The sequence below is a fragment of the Mesobacillus sp. AQ2 genome, from assembly GCF_030122805.1.
In the GTDB taxonomy this organism is placed as follows: domain Bacteria; phylum Bacillota; class Bacilli; order Bacillales; family Cytobacillaceae; genus Mesobacillus; species Mesobacillus oceanisediminis_A.
Map to the genome: position 1 here is coordinate 2,834,833 of NZ_CP126080.1, position 15,626 is coordinate 2,850,458.

Genomic DNA, 15,626 nt, shown 5'->3' on the forward strand with positions numbered 1-15,626 from the left:
TTAACTCCTCTCACTTTTTAGAATATCAAGTATCAGTCCTGCTGTTTCTTCAATGGCCTTATTGGAAACATTGATGACCGGGCAGCCAACACGTTTCATGATTTTTTCAGCGTAATCCAGCTCTTCGAGAATTCGCTCATAGCTGGCATAATTCGCCCTGGCTCCAAGTCCGAGCGCCTTCAGCCTTTCCGTCCTGATTTCGTTCAGCTTATCCGGTGAAATGATCAAACCTACACATTTGCTTCTTGGAATCTGGAATAATTCATCCGGCGGTTTGACCTCCGGTACGATCGGTACATTGGCTACTTTGTAGCGCTTATGTGCCAGGTACATTGACAATGGGGTTTTCGATGTTCTGGAAACACCGACCAAAACAATGTCTGCCCTCAATATCCCGCGCGGATCACGGCCATCATCATACTTTACGGCAAATTCGATGGCTTCGATCTTGCGGAAATATTCATCGTCCAATTTACGCATCATGCCGGGACGATGGTTAGGCTCTTTGTTGAACTTCTTTTCAAACGCGTTCATAAGTGGATTCAACAAATCAACTGCGTAAATCCCCTCTTCTTTTGCTCTCCGGTCCAGATAGGCTTTTAGGGCGGGTACGACAATGGTATATGCGATGATTGAATGTCCTTGCCTGGCCATCATCAAAATGTCCTCAATGTCTTCCTCATCCTCAACATATGAATTCCTTCTTATATCAACCTGCCCGCCGTTAAACTGTGTTGCCACAGCTTTAACTACAAATTCTGCTGTTTCCCCGACTGAGTCGGATACCACATAGACAACTTCCTTCATATCCAAAGTGCGCTCACTTCCTAGACAGATTTTTGCTCTGCGATTTCTAAATATACCTTGGTTATCGTTGTTTTGGTTATTCGCCCGATAACCTCATATGAATCGGGGTTGCTGCTGAGTTCACGTACAACAGGGAGAGAATCGATTCTATTCGTCACCAGTTTCCTGGCAGCCTGCAGCAGCGTTTCTTCAGGTTTTACCGTTATGATGTTAGGCATCCTCGTCATGATGACGCTTACAGGAAGATCTTCGAGGTTCTTGTTTCCAATCGCAGCCCTCAGTAAATCCTTTCTCGAAATGACTCCAGCCAGGCAACCCTCTGAATCAACAGCATACAAAGTCCCGACATCCTCAAGGAACATCTGGACGATCGCATCATATACAGAGGAAGATTTTTGCACCACAATTGGATGGCCTTTATAATCCTTCACCTTCAAATTCAGTACCTCTGTCGGTTCGAATAATCTCTCTTTATCCTTATTGAAAAAATAGCCGACTCTTGGCCTCGCTTCAAGACTTCCTGCCATTGTAAGGATTGCCAGATCGGGACGAAGGGTTGCCCGTGTCAGCTTCAGTTTTTCGGCAATCTGCTCCCCGGTAATCGGGCCATCCTCTTTTACAATTTGAACGATTTCTTCCTGCCGTTTTGTTAGTTTAATAGAACTCACCACCAACGTACCCCCAATAATAATTATGTAACATTATCAAGGATTTTTTAAATGTGTTATCCTTATTAATTTATAGTATATAACATTTAATGAAAAATCAAAAGAAAAGGTTTTAATTTTTATAGTTTTCTTTTAAAAATGCTGCCTTTAAATGGTTTATCACTGTTATTAGGTTTGGAATTAGGTCATACTGTTTAAATTTCCGCATCCTCTTAAACACTTCGATGTCTGTATAATACAAAAAATCCCCTGTAACACTACCCAGGGGATTCTAGCTATAGGCCTTATACATTCAATTCGAGTGTCACAGGACAGTGGTCGCTGCCCATTATTAAACATTCTGCTCCTGCTTGATGAATGGCAGGCGCCAGTTTTTCTGAAACAATGAAGTAATCAATGCGCCAGCCTATATTCCTTTCTCTCACTTTACTCATATAAGACCACCAGGTGTATACATCCTTGGCATCAGGATAAAGGTATCGGAAAGAATCAACAAAACCACTGTTCAGGAGTTGAGTCATCTTCCCGCGTTCTTCGTCGGTAAACCCGGAATTCCCTCGATTCGATTTAGGGTTTTTCAGGTCGTGGTCATGGTGGGCGACATTCAGGTCTCCGGTCAGGACAACTGGCTTTTCCTTTTCCAATTCGAGCATGTAATCCCTAAGCTTGTCTTCCCAGGATAAACGATAGCCGAGGCGGGCAAGATCACGCTGAGAGTTCGGCGTATAAACATTGATAAGATAAAACTGATCAAACTCAACGGTAATTGCCCTGCCCTCATGATCATGTTCGGCTGATCCGATGCCGTATTTTACTGATATAGGCTTTTGTCTGGTGAAAACAGCGGTACCAGAATACCCTTTCTTTTCAGCATAGTTCCAGTACTGGTGATACCCTTCCATTTCAAGGCTTATCTGGCCTTCCTGCAGTTTGGTTTCCTGAATGCAAAATACATCCGCCCCCGCATCCCGGAAGAAATCCAAAAACCCTTTCCGGGCACAAGCCCTTATGCCGTTCACGTTCCATGATACTAATTTCATAAACCACTTTCTCCTCGATTATTATTCTGCCTTGCAGAAAACTTGTATTCTCCTATTCTAACAGTCTTCGATCAGCGATTCTAATACTGCGATTCCCTTAACAATATCTTTAACCCGAGCGTTGGCAAATGAAAGCCGGAAGTGCAGGCTTCTTTGGTTCGTGTAAATCCTGCCGGGATTGATCAGCACCCCATTCGCAAGTGCCTTGCGGTATAAGTCAGCCAAAGAGATTTCCTGCTTTATTTTAACCCATATGAAAAAACCGCCTGCAGGATGTTCCCACTCAGCATATCGGCTCAAGTGCTGTTCCAGTGCTTGCAGCACTGCATTCCTCCGTATTTTCAGATGCTTCCTGACCTCTGTGACATGCTTCTCGTAAAGTCCGCTTGAAAGCCATTCTGCCGCTGCTCTTTGGGAAAGGGAACTTGTGCCATAGTCTGTTTGCATTTTCAGGTCTGCCAGGCGGTCAATGACAGCTTCAGGGCCTACTAGCCACCCAATTCTCAATCCCGGATTCAGGCTCTTTGACAGGCTGCCTAAGTATAAAACATTGCCATGCCTATCGTGGGATTTGATTGGCATAGGGGGAGGACTGTCGAGCCATAAATCACCGTACACATCATCTTCAATTATTGGGATCTGGGCATTTTCCGCCAAACTCAACAATTCCCGTCTTCTTTTTTCCCCCATCAATGCCCCTGTTGGATTATGGAAGGTGGGATGACAATAAAGCACTGAGTTCTTGCTTGGGTGGATCTTTTCTATCTTCCCGGGAATGATGCCCTCATGGTCAATCGGAACTCCCTGAAGCTGCATTCCTGCGGATTGGAAGGTCGATAAAGAATTCACATAGGATGGAGTTTCCAGTAACACTGTTGATCCTCTTTCCAGCAGCCCAATCGAAATAAGGTGTAGTGCTTGCAAAGCACCAGAAACAATAAGGATTGAGGACGAAGAAGTATTGATCCCTTTTTGACTAAGGTATTTGGCAATTTCATCCCTCAACTGTGGATTCCCCTTCGGTTCCTCGTAGCCAAAAGGTTCAAGATTTTGTCCTACTTTCGTTATAACAGCCCTCATCTCCTCAAGAGGGAATAAGTCTTTTGAAAGCTCTCCCTTGCTTAGCTGAATCAAGCCTTCATTGGATTCTGCCTGGTTTATTGCCTGGACTGTTGGCATGCTTGCCTGATGAGTACCCAGTCCTACCTGTTCATTCCAGTTCAATGGAGGTTCCGATCGCATAAGTGTCCATGTGTTGTTGACAACAATTGTTCCCATCCCTGTTTTCCCTTCGATCAGGCCATCGGCGGCCATTTCATCCAACGCTGTCACAATCGTGCTCCTGTTTACTCCGAATTGACTGGCGAGAGCGCGCTGGCTCGGCAGCCTGCTGCCAACCGGCCAAGTACCATTCGTAATCTGTTCTTTTATATAATCTTTAATCATCTTGTACTTCGGTGCTTTCATTCACAGGCTCCATTCAAAATTGGTTGGTTTCAATATACCCCTATTGGTTGGATACATTTTACCAAGTCCCGATTATATTTAAAAGACATAAGGTTAATAAGGATTAAATTGGATGGTTTTTATTGAGGTGGAGGATTTGAATATTAAATTGATAACAGCACACTTGCTCGTCATCCTTTTATGGGGTTCGGCATTCGCCGGTATAAGACACGGACTGGAGGGATATTCTGCAGAGCACTTATCCTTTCTTCGGCTTTTGGTGGGATCGATTACTCTTGTCTGCTATGCCGCCATTACAAAGATGAAGATGCCGGAGGTCAGAGATTTGCCTGTCATCTTCCTGTTTGGATTCCTGGGGTTTGCGGTCTACCAAACAGCCCTGAATTTCGGGGAACAAACAGTCAGTGCAGGGGCAGCAAGTTTGCTTGTATCTACATCACCTGTTTTCATTGGATTATTAGGAAGGATTTTCTTTCAGGAACGTGCAGGAAAAAGGTACTGGACTGGCGCTGCCATCAGCATGGCAGGAATCGTCCTTATTTCAATTGGCTCCGGCAAAGGTCTAGATTTAGGAATTGGCGTGATGTTGATCTTGCTTGCTTCATTTTCAGAATCCATATATTTCGTGTTCCAAAAAAAACATCTGGATAAATACGGACCACTCCCATTTACTGCCTACACGATATGGAGTGCTACCATCTTCATGGGATTCTTTGCTTCCGATCTCTCAGCTCAAATTTCTTCAGCATCCTCCGGAGCAACGATTAGCGCCGTCTATCTTGGAGTTTTTCCGACCGTAATAGCCTATTTCGCTTTAGCTTATATAACCGCGAAATCAGGTGCATCAGAAGCGGCCAGTTCTTTATACCTTACTCCGGCCGCCTCTTTCCTGGTAGCCTGGGTTTGGTTGGGAGAAGTACCAAGCTTCCTGACCATTGCAGGCGGCATAATCACTCTTTTAGGAGTTTCCCTGACTTACCTGAAAGGATGGGGCAATGTGCCAGAACCCTTTTCAGATATCAAAGGATAGCTGGCCTGTTTCGCCCTCACCGTTTTTTCCAGAGGGTTTATTTTGTTTCGTTAGACTATCAAACCTTTGCCGCGCCAGCTTATTCGCTTTTACGACATCAATCATCGGAGGTGGATAGCCTAGTTGATAAAAAGCAGGATAAAGCCATGGTTCATGAACATACTCTACTGGAATTGTTTCCAATTCACTTATATAACGGCGAATGAATCCTCCTTCCGGATCGATTTGCTTGCTGATTTTTACTGGATTTGCGATTTTTACCTTTTTTGTCCTCAAGCCAGTTATTTGCTGAACATAAAAATCATGTAATGCAGGGTCGTAATCCAAATACAATTGTGCAAGCACTGCAGAGGGTTTCTGCCCATCCAGCAATAAAGTATTGGCAATAAATGAGGTCACCATTTCCCTTAACGTGTAGTTCAACCAGCCTGTTTTAACCAGGCTTCTCATTGCAGCGTCGATGACAGGAACTCCTGTCATTCCCTCGATCCAGCGCTGGAACCACTCTTCATTCCAGTCCTTCTTGATTCTTGATACCTCTTCGATCTGCTTGTCTTCCGGTGGATGGCAGACGGTTCTCATCATGGAAGTTAATTTTGATAAAAATGCTTCTAGCTGAAGTTTTTCATCATCATTTTCGCATAATTGAAGTTTTTCGGATGTTTTCTGTAAAATTGTCCTCACCGAGATATTCCCCCAGGAAATATAAGCGGAAAGCCTGGAAGAAGAAAACGATGATGGAAGCGGTTTATGCTGGTTAACAATATAATTCGCACATCTTTCCTCAAGGAAGGATTCCAGCGTCTCGATTGCCCGGGATTCGCCCCCTTGTTGGCCAAAACGAATTCTCTGGCCTTTTACGTGGAAATGATAGATTTTTTTCATATCTGTGAACAGAATTGACGGCGTTTCTTCAGGAACCTGAATCTCGTCTGGCGCTTGGATAAGTGGCTCATCCAAATATGACTGAACCTGCTTTTTAACACCCCTGGCTGATACCTGATCAATTTCTGCTCCATAAATAAACAGTCGTTGCTGATTCTTCCCCATCCATTCGATAACCTTTTTTAAAATCCTTGAATTCCGATGGATAAAGACATTGATAGATTCATAAGCTTCCATCAGTTTCTCGAAAACATCACACATTTTATTGATGGAAAAAAAGAGTTTGCCGCCCCGCTTTTCAATCTGATGAGAAAGGTCTTCAAGACTTTCAACTACAAATTGGAAATGACGAACTGAATAGGCAGCATCCTCCCATTGTGATGGCTCAATTATATAAAGAGGCAAGACTTCGCCCATCTTTGCTGCTTCTGCAATCGGTTGATGGTCAAATATGCGCAGGTCTCTATCGAAAAGGATGATATTCATTCCGATCACTCCGTTAATCTAGTTATTCCAGGCTAAACTGAAAACAAGCACAGTAAACAGTTATCAAAATCTATTATTAAATAAATCCTCATTTTAAGCCGAAACTTGCACGGCAAGTTCTTGTTAATTGATTAATTCTCTAAGTAGAATCCCGAACATGATGCCAAGGAACATGGAGGTCAGTGTGCCGAGCAAGAAATATTCCGCCCAGTCCCTGTCGTCCATTTGCTTGAAGCGGGCGATTGATTTCGCAGTCACAATGAAGGCGATTGCCGGATATGAGCTATAATAAGTAAGGAGGATGACAAGCAGCCTTTCGATGTAGCCAATCAGTTTTCCGCGGGAAAGGTCGTGTTTGTTGAAGATCATGTAGCTGTATTGCTCAGAGAGTCCGCTATCTCCCTTATTTTTTGGGTATGAAGGGCCGGTCATTTCGTTTTTGAAAGTATATTTCCCTTCAAAGGTCAAAAGCTGGCCAGGCAGTGTGCCAAGCAGGATTTTGATAATATGGCCGCTTACCGTTGTACCCAGAATCAAAATGACCAAAATAACCAGCAAGATGGAGGCTGGATCCAATTGCCGGCCTTCTGTGAAAAGAAGCCCTATAAATCTCTTTATATACATAACTAGTGGAATTTTGTAAAACAATTGCAGTGCAGCCAACAGCATGGTGAGATGAAGAAGCTGATCCAGGACAAAGAACCATAATTTATTGAGATGACCGCTTGCTGTATATTGATCAATGAGTTTGATTTTTAATAGATCAATAATCAAATGGGTGAATGTAATGAACAGGACTGGCCATATTACAGCCATTACTGGATCATTTTCCTGATTAAAAAGGGACCAGCCTGCTCCCAGGACCAGAGTGTTCACCATTAAATGATGAAGTATATGCTTTTTCAAACTCCTTAGTTTGGCCTCTACCATACGATCTGTCTGCAGGTAAAAGTCCGCTATTAAATGCGCGATGATAAGACTTAATAAAAGCATGCTCCCTCTCCTTTCCCCTGAACCTAGAGTCTAAAAACTTCCCGCACCTGGCCTTTGATGTCGTTTTTAATATTAGTTTGTATGACATTCTCCCTATGGAGCTTCAAGTCCGGGAATGATTTAGCCTCAATGGACTCCAAAACACCGACAATTTCTCGGAAACTTTGAAAAATTTGTTCGCTATGCCCCTTCTTGAAATGACTGTAAACAGTAGGTGCTGATCGGCCAAGGAGGTCTGCTACCGCATTCTGCTTGCCATAAATTAAATACAGTGAACAAACCAAACGCTGTATTTCAGTCTGCTGTGCGCTTAATACATGCTGAAGGCTCAGCACGCCATTCATCATATCCAGAAGTTCGGGCTCAATATCAATACTTTGAAAATGGAATGATTCCCTGTCCTTTTGTTTTTTCAGGTATTCATTGGCGTCTCTTGCCTGTTTCACCAGAGGGTGGATCCATTTTTCGATATCAATTGTATCGATGTTCTTCTCTATGCCGCCAAAGGATAGTCCAAAATAGGGAGCATTCAGACGATAACCCCAAATTCTGCTAATATAAAAGGCGATGATAAAAGCAGATGAATATCCTTCTGCCAGTACAATCAATTCATCGCCTGCCCTGTGATTTACCTGAACCCTCCCAGACCAAGACTTGACCGTTGATTCAAGCTTACTTAAATAGCGGCTCAATGTTTCTCCATTATCAGCAGAAGAAGAGTTTGATACATCCATAATAAAAACTGAAGCCGGTATCATTGCCAGACCACCTATCATAAATTAGATTCTATAATCTAATTTAATCAATATTAGATAATATAGTCAAATATATTGAATATTAGCCTGTAAGATTTATCCTCTCCATCTTAACAAGAGCGTATGTTCGATTCAATAGGTAATTGAGTATAAAAAAAGAGCCCGCGGGCTCTTTTTCATACTCAATCATTCTTCTGTTACAACGACTTTTTCCATAACATCGCCATTGCTCATCCCTTTGGCAGCTTCCAGGTTGGAAGTCACTTTTCCAAAAACAGTATGGACACCGTTTAAGTGCGGCTGTGATTCATGTACGATGAAGAACTGGCTTCCGCCTGTATCTTTACCTGCATGCGCCATTGAAAGTGAACCCGGTTCGTGCTTGTGCGGATTGCCTTCTGTTTCACATTTGATGGTATATCCTGGTCCGCCAGTACCTGTTCCATTTGGGCATCCCCCCTGGCTAACAAATCCAGGAATGACACGGTGGAAAGTCAATCCATTATAAAAGCCTTCGTTTGCAAGCTTTTCAAAGTTCGCAACTGTTCCAGGTGCTTCGTTTGGATATAGTTCGAATTCGATTTTTTCTCCATTTTGCATTTCTATGTATCCTTTTTTCGCCATGAAAATCATCTCCTTAATGTAAAATCACTGTTATCATACCACTATTCGATTTAAAAATAAAAGTATCCACCTTTCAAAGTGTATTTTTCCTTTATGTATGTGTTAAAATAAAAATGCCTCTGCCGGACATTCGCTTGTTGCGGGACACTTAACCACTGTACGGACGGCAGAGGCCCTGCTTTGCAGGCTCATAGTTATAATCTGCTAAGCCTTGCCATGGTAAGGTTTTTTATTTTATGACCAAAATATAGATTAAGATTTTAGGAGAATACATGATTAATCAAATAGATTCCAAATACAAAAAATGGATAACAGCCACCTCTTACAGTCTCTTTACGCTATATATCATCATTGCTGCCGTTTTGTTATTCCTCAGTCCTTACAGACAGGCAGCATACGAGCTGAACACTACTGGCTCAAACCCCTATAACATCATTCCATTCAAAACGATTACAGACTATATCAAAGCATCATCCCATATCAATCAAAGCATATGGATTTCCAACCTGTTTGGAAATATCCTGGCATTCCTGCCATTGGGCATCTTCCTCCCATGGTTGTTTGAGCGATTCATCGGATTTTGGAGGACAACCGGAACTGTTCTCCTCGCAACTGCACTGGTCGAGATCCTCCAGTTTTTTACCAGGGTCGGCAGTTTTGATATTGATGATATAATTCTTAACACACTGGGCGGAGCAATAGGCTACGTGCTAATCAGAATTACTTACCAGCTTTTTATGAGGGGGGTTCAAGATGGAAATTAGGAGGCTGAAACAAGGCGAACAGCCTCCCTGGGATCTGCTGCTTCTTGCCGATCCTTCACAGGACATGGCATCTCAATATCTAGAAGAAGGATTGTGTTATGTCGCTGAATCGGATGCCAGTGAGACCCTGGGAGTAATCGTGCTGCTGCCGGCAGGAGGACACAGCATAGAAATAAAAAACCTGGCAGTCGCTGAACCTGCTCAAGGCAAAGGCATCGGAAAAAGCCTAATTGCACATGGAATTCAATTGGCCAGAAAAACGGGGTATAAGACCATCGAAATTGGTACAGGAAATTCGAGCATTAACCAGCTTGCTCTTTACCAGAAAGCTGGCTTCAGGATCACCAGCATCATCCAGGACTTTTTCTTGAGTAATTACCCTGAACCCATATACGAGAACGGGATCCATTGCAGGGATATGATCAGATTGACCATGTGTTTGAGTAATGAAAACAAAGGATAAATATTAGGATTAAGACTTACATTATCACATAGGCAATTCTTGTTGGTCACCAATTAAGCCTGTTGGTGACCTCTTTTTCTCTTTTCCGGATTTGATGGACGACATTCTACCCGAACCAAAGTCTTTTAATCTGTATTTAATATCTCAATCCACTCCGGCAATTGTTTATAAATCTCGACGATTTCATCTATTTTCATTCTGACCAGGCCACTTGACGATGGTGCGACGAAATCGATTGTTCCTGCCACTACGCATTCATCTTGCTTTCCCCATGGTATAACTTTTTTTCCGCTGTATTGCTGATAAACTCCCTTGCCAACGAAGCAGACAATTCTCGGACGGTATTCCTCAATTTTTTTCCTCAGCTCCAGTTTTCCCTGCTGATATTCGTCTTTCGTAATTTCATCTGCTGCTTTGGTCGGTCTCGCGACAATATTCGTCATGCCGTATCCGAGCTCCAAAAGCTTGTAATCCTCGGATGAATCATATTTTCTAGGAGTAATCCCAGATTCATAAAGAATTTTCCAAAACCGGTTATTTGGATTGGCGTAATGATGCCCTGTTTCGGATGATCGTATGCTTGGATTGAAACCGACAAAGACAACATCCAGCTTTTTCTTTAAATGATCTGATATTGGCTGCATACCTTTCTCCTCTCTCAATATATATCTACCTGTAGAGCTCACCAATATCGGGGTGGCAACTCATTATTTTTTATGATGTTCTTAAAAATCCTTAAATGGAAGAGGAATTCATCATAGTACATTTCGGCATTCTCAAATGAATATGCATCTGCAAAGTGATCTAACAGTTCGGCATCAATGCTGTCTTCAAGGCCGCTGAGCCACATTTTGTAGCCATGTTGGTCATTAATGGTGGAGAGGCCTGCCCATTCGAACATCTCTCGCATTTCTTTTTCACCCATTCTATCACTCCTTCAGCTTTCACCTCCATTTTCCCATACTTTTACATCCCTTATACCAAAGCTGATACAGAGAAGCTTATGAATGTTAATGAGCTAAGGAATAAAGAAAAGCCAGGGGTTTATACCTGACTTTCTTTGACTCCGTATTTTGCTTCTGCAATACGTTCAGGGTGCGTATAAACATTCAGCGATCGATTCCTGATAAAACCAATAGTGGTGATCCCCAATTCATCAGCAAGTTTTAGGGCAAGTTCTGTTGGGGCAGACTTGGACAGTACGATTGGACAGCCGATTTTAGCTACCTTCAATAAAATCTCTGAGGAAATTCTGCCGCTGAAAACAATCACTTTATCATGTATCGAGATATCATTCTTCAGACAATGTCCATATATTTTATCGAGGGCATTGTGGCGGCCTATATCCATTCGAGAAACGACAGGGCCAAACAGACTGCAAAGAGATGCATTATGGACTCCCCCTGTATTCTGAAAAAGTTCAGCGGATTCCTGCATTTCTTCCATTAGCCTGAAGCAATCCTCAACTTCGAGCTCAGTTCCAATCTGGTGAAGTTTTTTGGCTGTCATTGCATCAGTAGCGAATACAAATCCAGACCTGCTCGCTCCACAGCAGGATGTTAAATAACGTTTCCCCTGCAGATTCCTATAAATAGAGTTGGATCGCGAGGTTATTTTCACATGGACAAATCCCTCTTTCTCCTGAATCCATAAATCTTCTATATCCGTATATTTTTTGATGATTCCTTCGGAAGCGAGATACCCTATGACCATTTCTTCAATATAATCTGGCGTGCAGACCATCGTTACAAGTTCTTCCCCATTCACTTTCACTGTGACAGTGAATTCTGTTACAATGCTGTCTTCCAGTCTTTCAGCCTGGCCATTCCCGAAACGAAGGATTTCCCTTTTAACTTCGACAGGTTCCACAGCTGTCATCCTCTCTATTTGGGTTCGCCTTACAGTCTTTTACTTTTAACCTATAAAAGAAAAATCAAACCTAAAAAAGCAGGGAGCATTGACATCAAATGATATCAGAATGCCCCCTGCATTATTTTTTTTACCGATTCTCCAACCGGCCATCCTTGCTCTGGTGAATGTCCTGATCTTCTGGAAGCTGGGTCGTCCTTTCCAGTCCTTCCGTTTTTTCACCCATGCCTTTGAGGAATTCAAAGAGCAGTGACAAAGCACGGTTGATTTCCGGATCCTTCAGTGAACGGACAATATCGAAATAACCAAGCTTGTCATCATCACTATCACGGTATTCTGCCACTCTGGCAATACCGGAATTCAATTTCAACAATAGCGGCTCGAGCTGCTGGACATTTATGGTTCCAAGAACACCTACCATCAGCAGCAGGTTCTTTAATGTATTCGTAGCTTCAGTGTTGTCTGCCGCTTTAACAAGGACGTTAAGGACTTTATCCCCCTCGCTGAACAATCCGTCAAGAAGCGACAAAACGCCGCGCTCATTCATATGCTTGATGATGTCTAGTGACTGTAAAATCGAATCCTTGTTATCTAGCAATGCAGTCTCGATTTCTTCCAGATCCATCTTTCTTTTCTGTTCCTCAGTCAGCTCGATCCGTTTAATATTTGTGATTGCTTTAGCCATGCTGGGTCCGCTCCTTTTTCACAAGATCTCCAGGGAAGATATAATCTGGACGCTCCCACTTCTTCTGGACTTGTACACCGATTTGCGGCTGTGGATTTCCATATCTGAAATTGTTCCTTGGCAATGGATTGACGCCTTCATATTGAAGGATTTCCATTTTTGCCTTCGTCTCCTTATATGCAGGAGTGTCCGTGTCCTTATCTGCAAAGCTGCTTGTCAGGAGATTGATTGCCGCATCACCCTGGTCATTCATTGGCAGATAGACTTCCTTCCCCTGAACTCTGTCAGTTACCACACATCTGACCTTAACATTGCCATATGGTGAGGTTAATCTTACCAGTGTTCCATCTTTCAGGCCTCTGTCTTCGGCAAGCTCAGGTGATACTTCAAGGAAGGTTTCTGGAGTTTTTGATGAAATACCTTCTGATTTATAGGTAAGATTCCCTTCATGGAAATGCTCCAGCAAACGGCCATTGTTGACGTGGATGTCATATTCTTCACCAAACTGAACCGGAATGGACCATTTAACCGGATGAAGCCTTGCTTTTCCATCAGGGAACGGAAATCCATCCAAATACAGGACAGGACTGTCAGTGCCATCCGGCTGAACCGGCCATTGAAGACTGTTGTATCCCTCCAGGCGTTCATAAGTGACACCGGAATAGATCGGCATCATACTGGCCGCCTCTGCCATAATTTCACTTGGGTGCTCATAAGTCCATCCAGCGCCAAGGCGGTTTGCCACTTCAATCAAGATCTGCCAATCCGGCTTGGATTCACCCATTGACTCAAACACCTGGTATAAGCGCTGAATCCTGCGCTCCGTATTCGTGAACGTACCTTCTTTTTCAAAGCTAGGACTTGCTGGCAGTACTACGTCAGCGAACTGTGCAGTCCTTGAGAAGAACACATCCTGGACAACAAAGAAATCCAGCTTTTCATAGCCCGCTTGGACATGGTTGATGTTGGAATCCACAAGTCCCATTTCTTCGCCCTTAACGTAAAGCGCTTTGAGCGTTCCATCATGCATTCCTTCAACCATGTCATGATTATTGATGCCTGGCTCTGCCGGAAGCTTAGTGCCCCATGCCTGTTCGAATTTCTGACGAGCAGCATCATCAAATACCTTTTGATATCCTGGCAGTGAATCGGGGGCGCTGCCAAAATCGCCTGCACCCTGCACGTTATTGTGCCCGCGCAGTGGGTACGCACCAGTTCCAGGACGACCATAATTTCCGGTAATCAGCAACAAATTTGATATTGCAGTACTAGTGTCACTTCCGCCAAGATGCTGTGTAACTCCCATGGCCCATAATGCGCAAACACTTTTTGCTTCATGGATACTTTTAGCGATCTCGATGAGTGTTTCTTTTGATAGTCCTGATGTTTTTTCCGCATATTCCAGCGTAAATCCTTCCAGGCTGTCAACATACTCGGAAAGACCGTTTACTTTATTATTCAGGAATTCTTCATCTGCCCAGCCCTGGTCGATGATATATTTTGTTACCGCCGAAATCCAGACCAGGTCGCTTCCTGCTTTAGGTCTAACGAACATATCCGCACGGTCCGCCATTTCATGCTCGCGAAGATCAGCCACAATCAGCTTTTGACCATTAAGTTTTTGGGCACGTTTTACCCTTGTTGCCAGGACTGGATGAGCCTCGGCAGTATTCGATCCGATAATGATGACTAAATCAGCCATCGCGATATCCTTGATGGACCCTGCATCCCCTCCGTGACCGACTGTCCTGAACAGTCCTACTGTAGCAGGGGTTTGGCAATATCTTGAACAATTATCGACGTTATTTGTACCGATTACTGACCTGGCAAGCTTCTGCATTAAATAAGACTCTTCATTTGTACATTTGGATGAAGTAATGAAGCCCAGGGAATCGGGGCCAAATTCATTCTTGATTTCAGTGAATTTCTTTGCCATCAGGTTCAATGCCTCTTCCCACTCGGCCTCCCTGAAGCTGTCGCCTTCACGGATGAGCGGCTTAGTCAGGCGTTCCTCACTATTGACAAAATCCCAGCCGAATTTACCTTTTATACAAGTAGAAATACCATTTGCAGGGGCCTCAACCTGTGGTTCAACCTTCAGGATTTCACGTCCTTTCGTCCATACATCGAAGCTGCATCCAACTCCACAGTAGGTGCAAACAGTCTTCGTCTTCTTGATTCTTGAGTCACGCATCTCCGATTCCATATCTGAAATCGCGAGAATGGATCCATATCCCGTTTCCACTCCCTTGGTAATCTCAATCATCGGGCGCAATGTTTCTTTCGCAATCCCTGTCAAGAAGCCCGCTTCACCTTCCATTCCTTTTTCCATCATTGCATTACAAGGGCAAACCGTTGAACAATGGCCGCAAGACACGCACGATGATTCATTGATTGGCACATCGTTGTCCCAAATGACTCTAGGACGGTCACGCTCCCAGTCAATCCTCAAGGTTTCGGTTACCTGTACGTCCTGGCAGGCTTCAACGCATCTGCCGCATAAAATGCACTGATCCGGATCATAACGATAGAAAGGGTTGGATTCATCCCTTTCATAGGGTTTCTGGTCAAAAGGGATGCTCTGGTGATTGATTTTCATTTCTTTGACTGTGTTATGTACCTCACAAGTCCCATTATTGTAGTCACAGACTGTACAGTACAGTTCATGGTTATAAAGGATTTTATCCATTGCCATTGTTTGTGCCTTCTTGACATCAGGCGCAACTGTGTCGATGATATCGCCGTTTTTAAGGACGGTCGAACACGATCTGACCATTTCCCCGTTCACTTCTACAATACAGGTATCACATGTCTCGATAGGTCCAAGGCTTGGATGAAAACATACATTTGGTACCTCAATCGAGCTGTCTGAAAGGTATTGAAGGATTGTTTGATTTCCGTCAGCCGTCACTTCGGCACCGTTGATAGTTACATTAATTTTGCCAGACAAAGCCTCATCTTCCTTTCTGTATATAAATCATTCCCCTTTCTCCTACCCTTTCAGGAATAAACATTAACCATTTTTATTGGTGTTTTTTAAAACACTGCCATGGCAATAATCTTTGCTCTTGCATACAAAAAGACTTTTCA

16 protein-coding genes are annotated in these 15,626 nt (G+C 43.4%); 3 read left to right on the forward strand and 13 right to left on the reverse strand.

Annotated elements, in window-relative coordinates; genetic code table 11:
• The 4 genes from QNH36_RS14205 to pdxR all read right to left on the reverse strand — a co-directional run bounded on the left by QNH36_RS14205 (window position 1) and on the right by pdxR (window position 3,982).
• Window positions 1-813 carry a pyruvate, water dikinase regulatory protein gene (locus QNH36_RS14205; protein WP_144479590.1) on the reverse strand — a complete coding sequence of 271 codons (813 nt, stop codon included), beginning with the start codon at window positions 811-813 and terminating at the stop codon, window positions 1-3.
• Between the two features lie 14 nt (window positions 814-827).
• Complete coding sequence (gene ccpN / locus QNH36_RS14210; protein ID WP_144479592.1) at window positions 828-1,475, reverse strand: transcriptional regulator CcpN; 648 nt, start codon at window positions 1,473-1,475, stop codon at window positions 828-830.
• Window positions 1,476-1,759: 284 nt separating this feature from the next.
• The gene (locus QNH36_RS14215; RefSeq protein ID WP_144479594.1) at window positions 1,760-2,515 is read right to left on the reverse strand and encodes an exodeoxyribonuclease III; all 756 of its coding nucleotides are present in this window, start codon (window positions 2,513-2,515) and stop codon (window positions 1,760-1,762) included.
• A gap of 57 nt (window positions 2,516-2,572) precedes the next feature.
• A complete protein-coding gene (pdxR, locus tag QNH36_RS14220) occupies window positions 2,573-3,982 on the reverse strand; it encodes a MocR-like pyridoxine biosynthesis transcription factor PdxR (protein ID WP_144479596.1) in 1,410 nt (469 codons plus the stop codon).
• Window positions 3,983-4,094: 112 nt separating this feature from the next.
• Here pdxR and QNH36_RS14225 point away from each other — a divergent pair, with 112 nt between their 5' ends.
• Window positions 4,095-5,012 (forward strand): DMT family transporter, encoded by a 918-nt coding sequence (locus QNH36_RS14225; RefSeq protein WP_283903693.1) that lies wholly within the window; start codon window positions 4,095-4,097, stop codon window positions 5,010-5,012.
• Here the strand turns inward: QNH36_RS14225 and QNH36_RS14230 are convergent.
• From QNH36_RS14230 to QNH36_RS14245, 4 genes are all read right to left on the reverse strand, one after another.
• Window positions 4,995-6,383 (reverse strand): FAD-binding domain-containing protein, encoded by a 1,389-nt coding sequence (locus QNH36_RS14230; protein WP_283903694.1) that lies wholly within the window; start codon window positions 6,381-6,383, stop codon window positions 4,995-4,997. The genes QNH36_RS14225 and QNH36_RS14230 overlap by 18 nt on opposite strands.
• 123 nt (window positions 6,384-6,506) lie before the next feature.
• On the reverse strand, window positions 6,507-7,376 hold the full coding sequence (locus tag QNH36_RS14235; RefSeq protein ID WP_144479602.1) for a DUF3307 domain-containing protein: 870 nt from the start codon (window positions 7,374-7,376) through the stop codon (window positions 6,507-6,509).
• Between the two features lie 23 nt (window positions 7,377-7,399).
• Window positions 7,400-8,134, reverse strand: coding sequence for a helix-turn-helix domain-containing protein (locus QNH36_RS14240; RefSeq protein WP_144479605.1), 735 nt, complete (start codon window positions 8,132-8,134; stop codon window positions 7,400-7,402).
• A gap of 183 nt (window positions 8,135-8,317) precedes the next feature.
• Window positions 8,318-8,755: a peptidylprolyl isomerase gene (locus QNH36_RS14245; protein ID WP_144479606.1), complete on the reverse strand. Its 438-nt coding sequence runs from the start codon at window positions 8,753-8,755 to the stop codon at window positions 8,318-8,320.
• A 272-nt stretch (window positions 8,756-9,027) separates the two neighbouring features.
• On the opposite strand from QNH36_RS14245, the gene QNH36_RS14250 reads away from it, so the two are divergent.
• Together QNH36_RS14250 and QNH36_RS14255 are read left to right on the forward strand one after the other, a co-directional pair.
• Window positions 9,028-9,519: a VanZ family protein gene (locus tag QNH36_RS14250; RefSeq protein ID WP_283903695.1), complete on the forward strand. Its 492-nt coding sequence runs from the start codon at window positions 9,028-9,030 to the stop codon at window positions 9,517-9,519.
• On the forward strand, window positions 9,509-9,982 hold the full coding sequence (locus QNH36_RS14255) for a GNAT family N-acetyltransferase (protein WP_251540441.1): 474 nt from the start codon (window positions 9,509-9,511) through the stop codon (window positions 9,980-9,982). The genes QNH36_RS14250 and QNH36_RS14255 overlap by 11 nt, the downstream gene beginning before the upstream one ends.
• A gap of 125 nt (window positions 9,983-10,107) precedes the next feature.
• Here QNH36_RS14255 and mug read toward each other — a convergent pair whose 3' ends face one another.
• From mug to fdhF, 5 genes are all read right to left on the reverse strand, one after another.
• Window positions 10,108-10,626: a G/U mismatch-specific DNA glycosylase gene (gene mug, locus QNH36_RS14260; RefSeq protein WP_144479612.1), complete on the reverse strand. Its 519-nt coding sequence runs from the start codon at window positions 10,624-10,626 to the stop codon at window positions 10,108-10,110.
• 38 nt (window positions 10,627-10,664) lie between these two features.
• Window positions 10,665-10,907, reverse strand: coding sequence for a hypothetical protein (locus QNH36_RS14265; RefSeq protein ID WP_283903696.1), 243 nt, complete (start codon window positions 10,905-10,907; stop codon window positions 10,665-10,667).
• A 119-nt stretch (window positions 10,908-11,026) separates the two neighbouring features.
• Window positions 11,027-11,851 (reverse strand): formate dehydrogenase accessory sulfurtransferase FdhD, encoded by an 825-nt coding sequence (fdhD, locus tag QNH36_RS14270; protein WP_251540443.1) that lies wholly within the window; start codon window positions 11,849-11,851, stop codon window positions 11,027-11,029.
• Window positions 11,852-11,981: 130 nt separating this feature from the next.
• Window positions 11,982-12,536, reverse strand: coding sequence for a helical membrane plugin domain-containing protein (locus QNH36_RS14275; RefSeq protein WP_144479619.1), 555 nt, complete (start codon window positions 12,534-12,536; stop codon window positions 11,982-11,984).
• Window positions 12,529-15,486, reverse strand: coding sequence for a formate dehydrogenase subunit alpha (gene fdhF / locus QNH36_RS14280; RefSeq protein ID WP_251540445.1), 2,958 nt, complete (start codon window positions 15,484-15,486; stop codon window positions 12,529-12,531). Before fdhF ends, QNH36_RS14275 begins: the two co-directional genes overlap by 8 nt.
• Window positions 15,487-15,626 lie beyond the last annotated feature (140 nt).

Coding starts and splice junctions, on each gene's coding strand:
- QNH36_RS14215 (WP_144479594.1), bottom strand. CDS start 2,515: ATGAAATTAGTATCATGGAACGTGAACGGCATAAGGGCTTGTGCCCGG.
- pdxR (WP_144479596.1), bottom strand. CDS start 3,982: ATGAAAGCACCGAAGTACAAGATGATTAAAGATTATATAAAAGAACAG.
- QNH36_RS14225 (WP_283903693.1), top strand. CDS start 4,095: ATGGTTTTTATTGAGGTGGAGGATTTGAATATTAAATTGATAACAGCA.
- QNH36_RS14230 (WP_283903694.1), bottom strand. CDS start 6,383: ATGAATATCATCCTTTTCGATAGAGACCTGCGCATATTTGACCATCAA.
- QNH36_RS14235 (WP_144479602.1), bottom strand. CDS start 7,376: ATGCTTTTATTAAGTCTTATCATCGCGCATTTAATAGCGGACTTTTAC.
- QNH36_RS14240 (WP_144479605.1), bottom strand. CDS start 8,134: ATGATACCGGCTTCAGTTTTTATTATGGATGTATCAAACTCTTCTTCT.
- QNH36_RS14245 (WP_144479606.1), bottom strand. CDS start 8,755: ATGGCGAAAAAAGGATACATAGAAATGCAAAATGGAGAAAAAATCGAA.
- QNH36_RS14250 (WP_283903695.1), top strand. CDS start 9,028: ATGATTAATCAAATAGATTCCAAATACAAAAAATGGATAACAGCCACC.
- QNH36_RS14255 (WP_251540441.1), top strand. CDS start 9,509: ATGGAAATTAGGAGGCTGAAACAAGGCGAACAGCCTCCCTGGGATCTG.
- mug (WP_144479612.1), bottom strand. CDS start 10,626: ATGCAGCCAATATCAGATCATTTAAAGAAAAAGCTGGATGTTGTCTTT.
- QNH36_RS14265 (WP_283903696.1), bottom strand. CDS start 10,907: ATGGGTGAAAAAGAAATGCGAGAGATGTTCGAATGGGCAGGCCTCTCC.
- QNH36_RS14275 (WP_144479619.1), bottom strand. CDS start 12,536: ATGGCTAAAGCAATCACAAATATTAAACGGATCGAGCTGACTGAGGAA.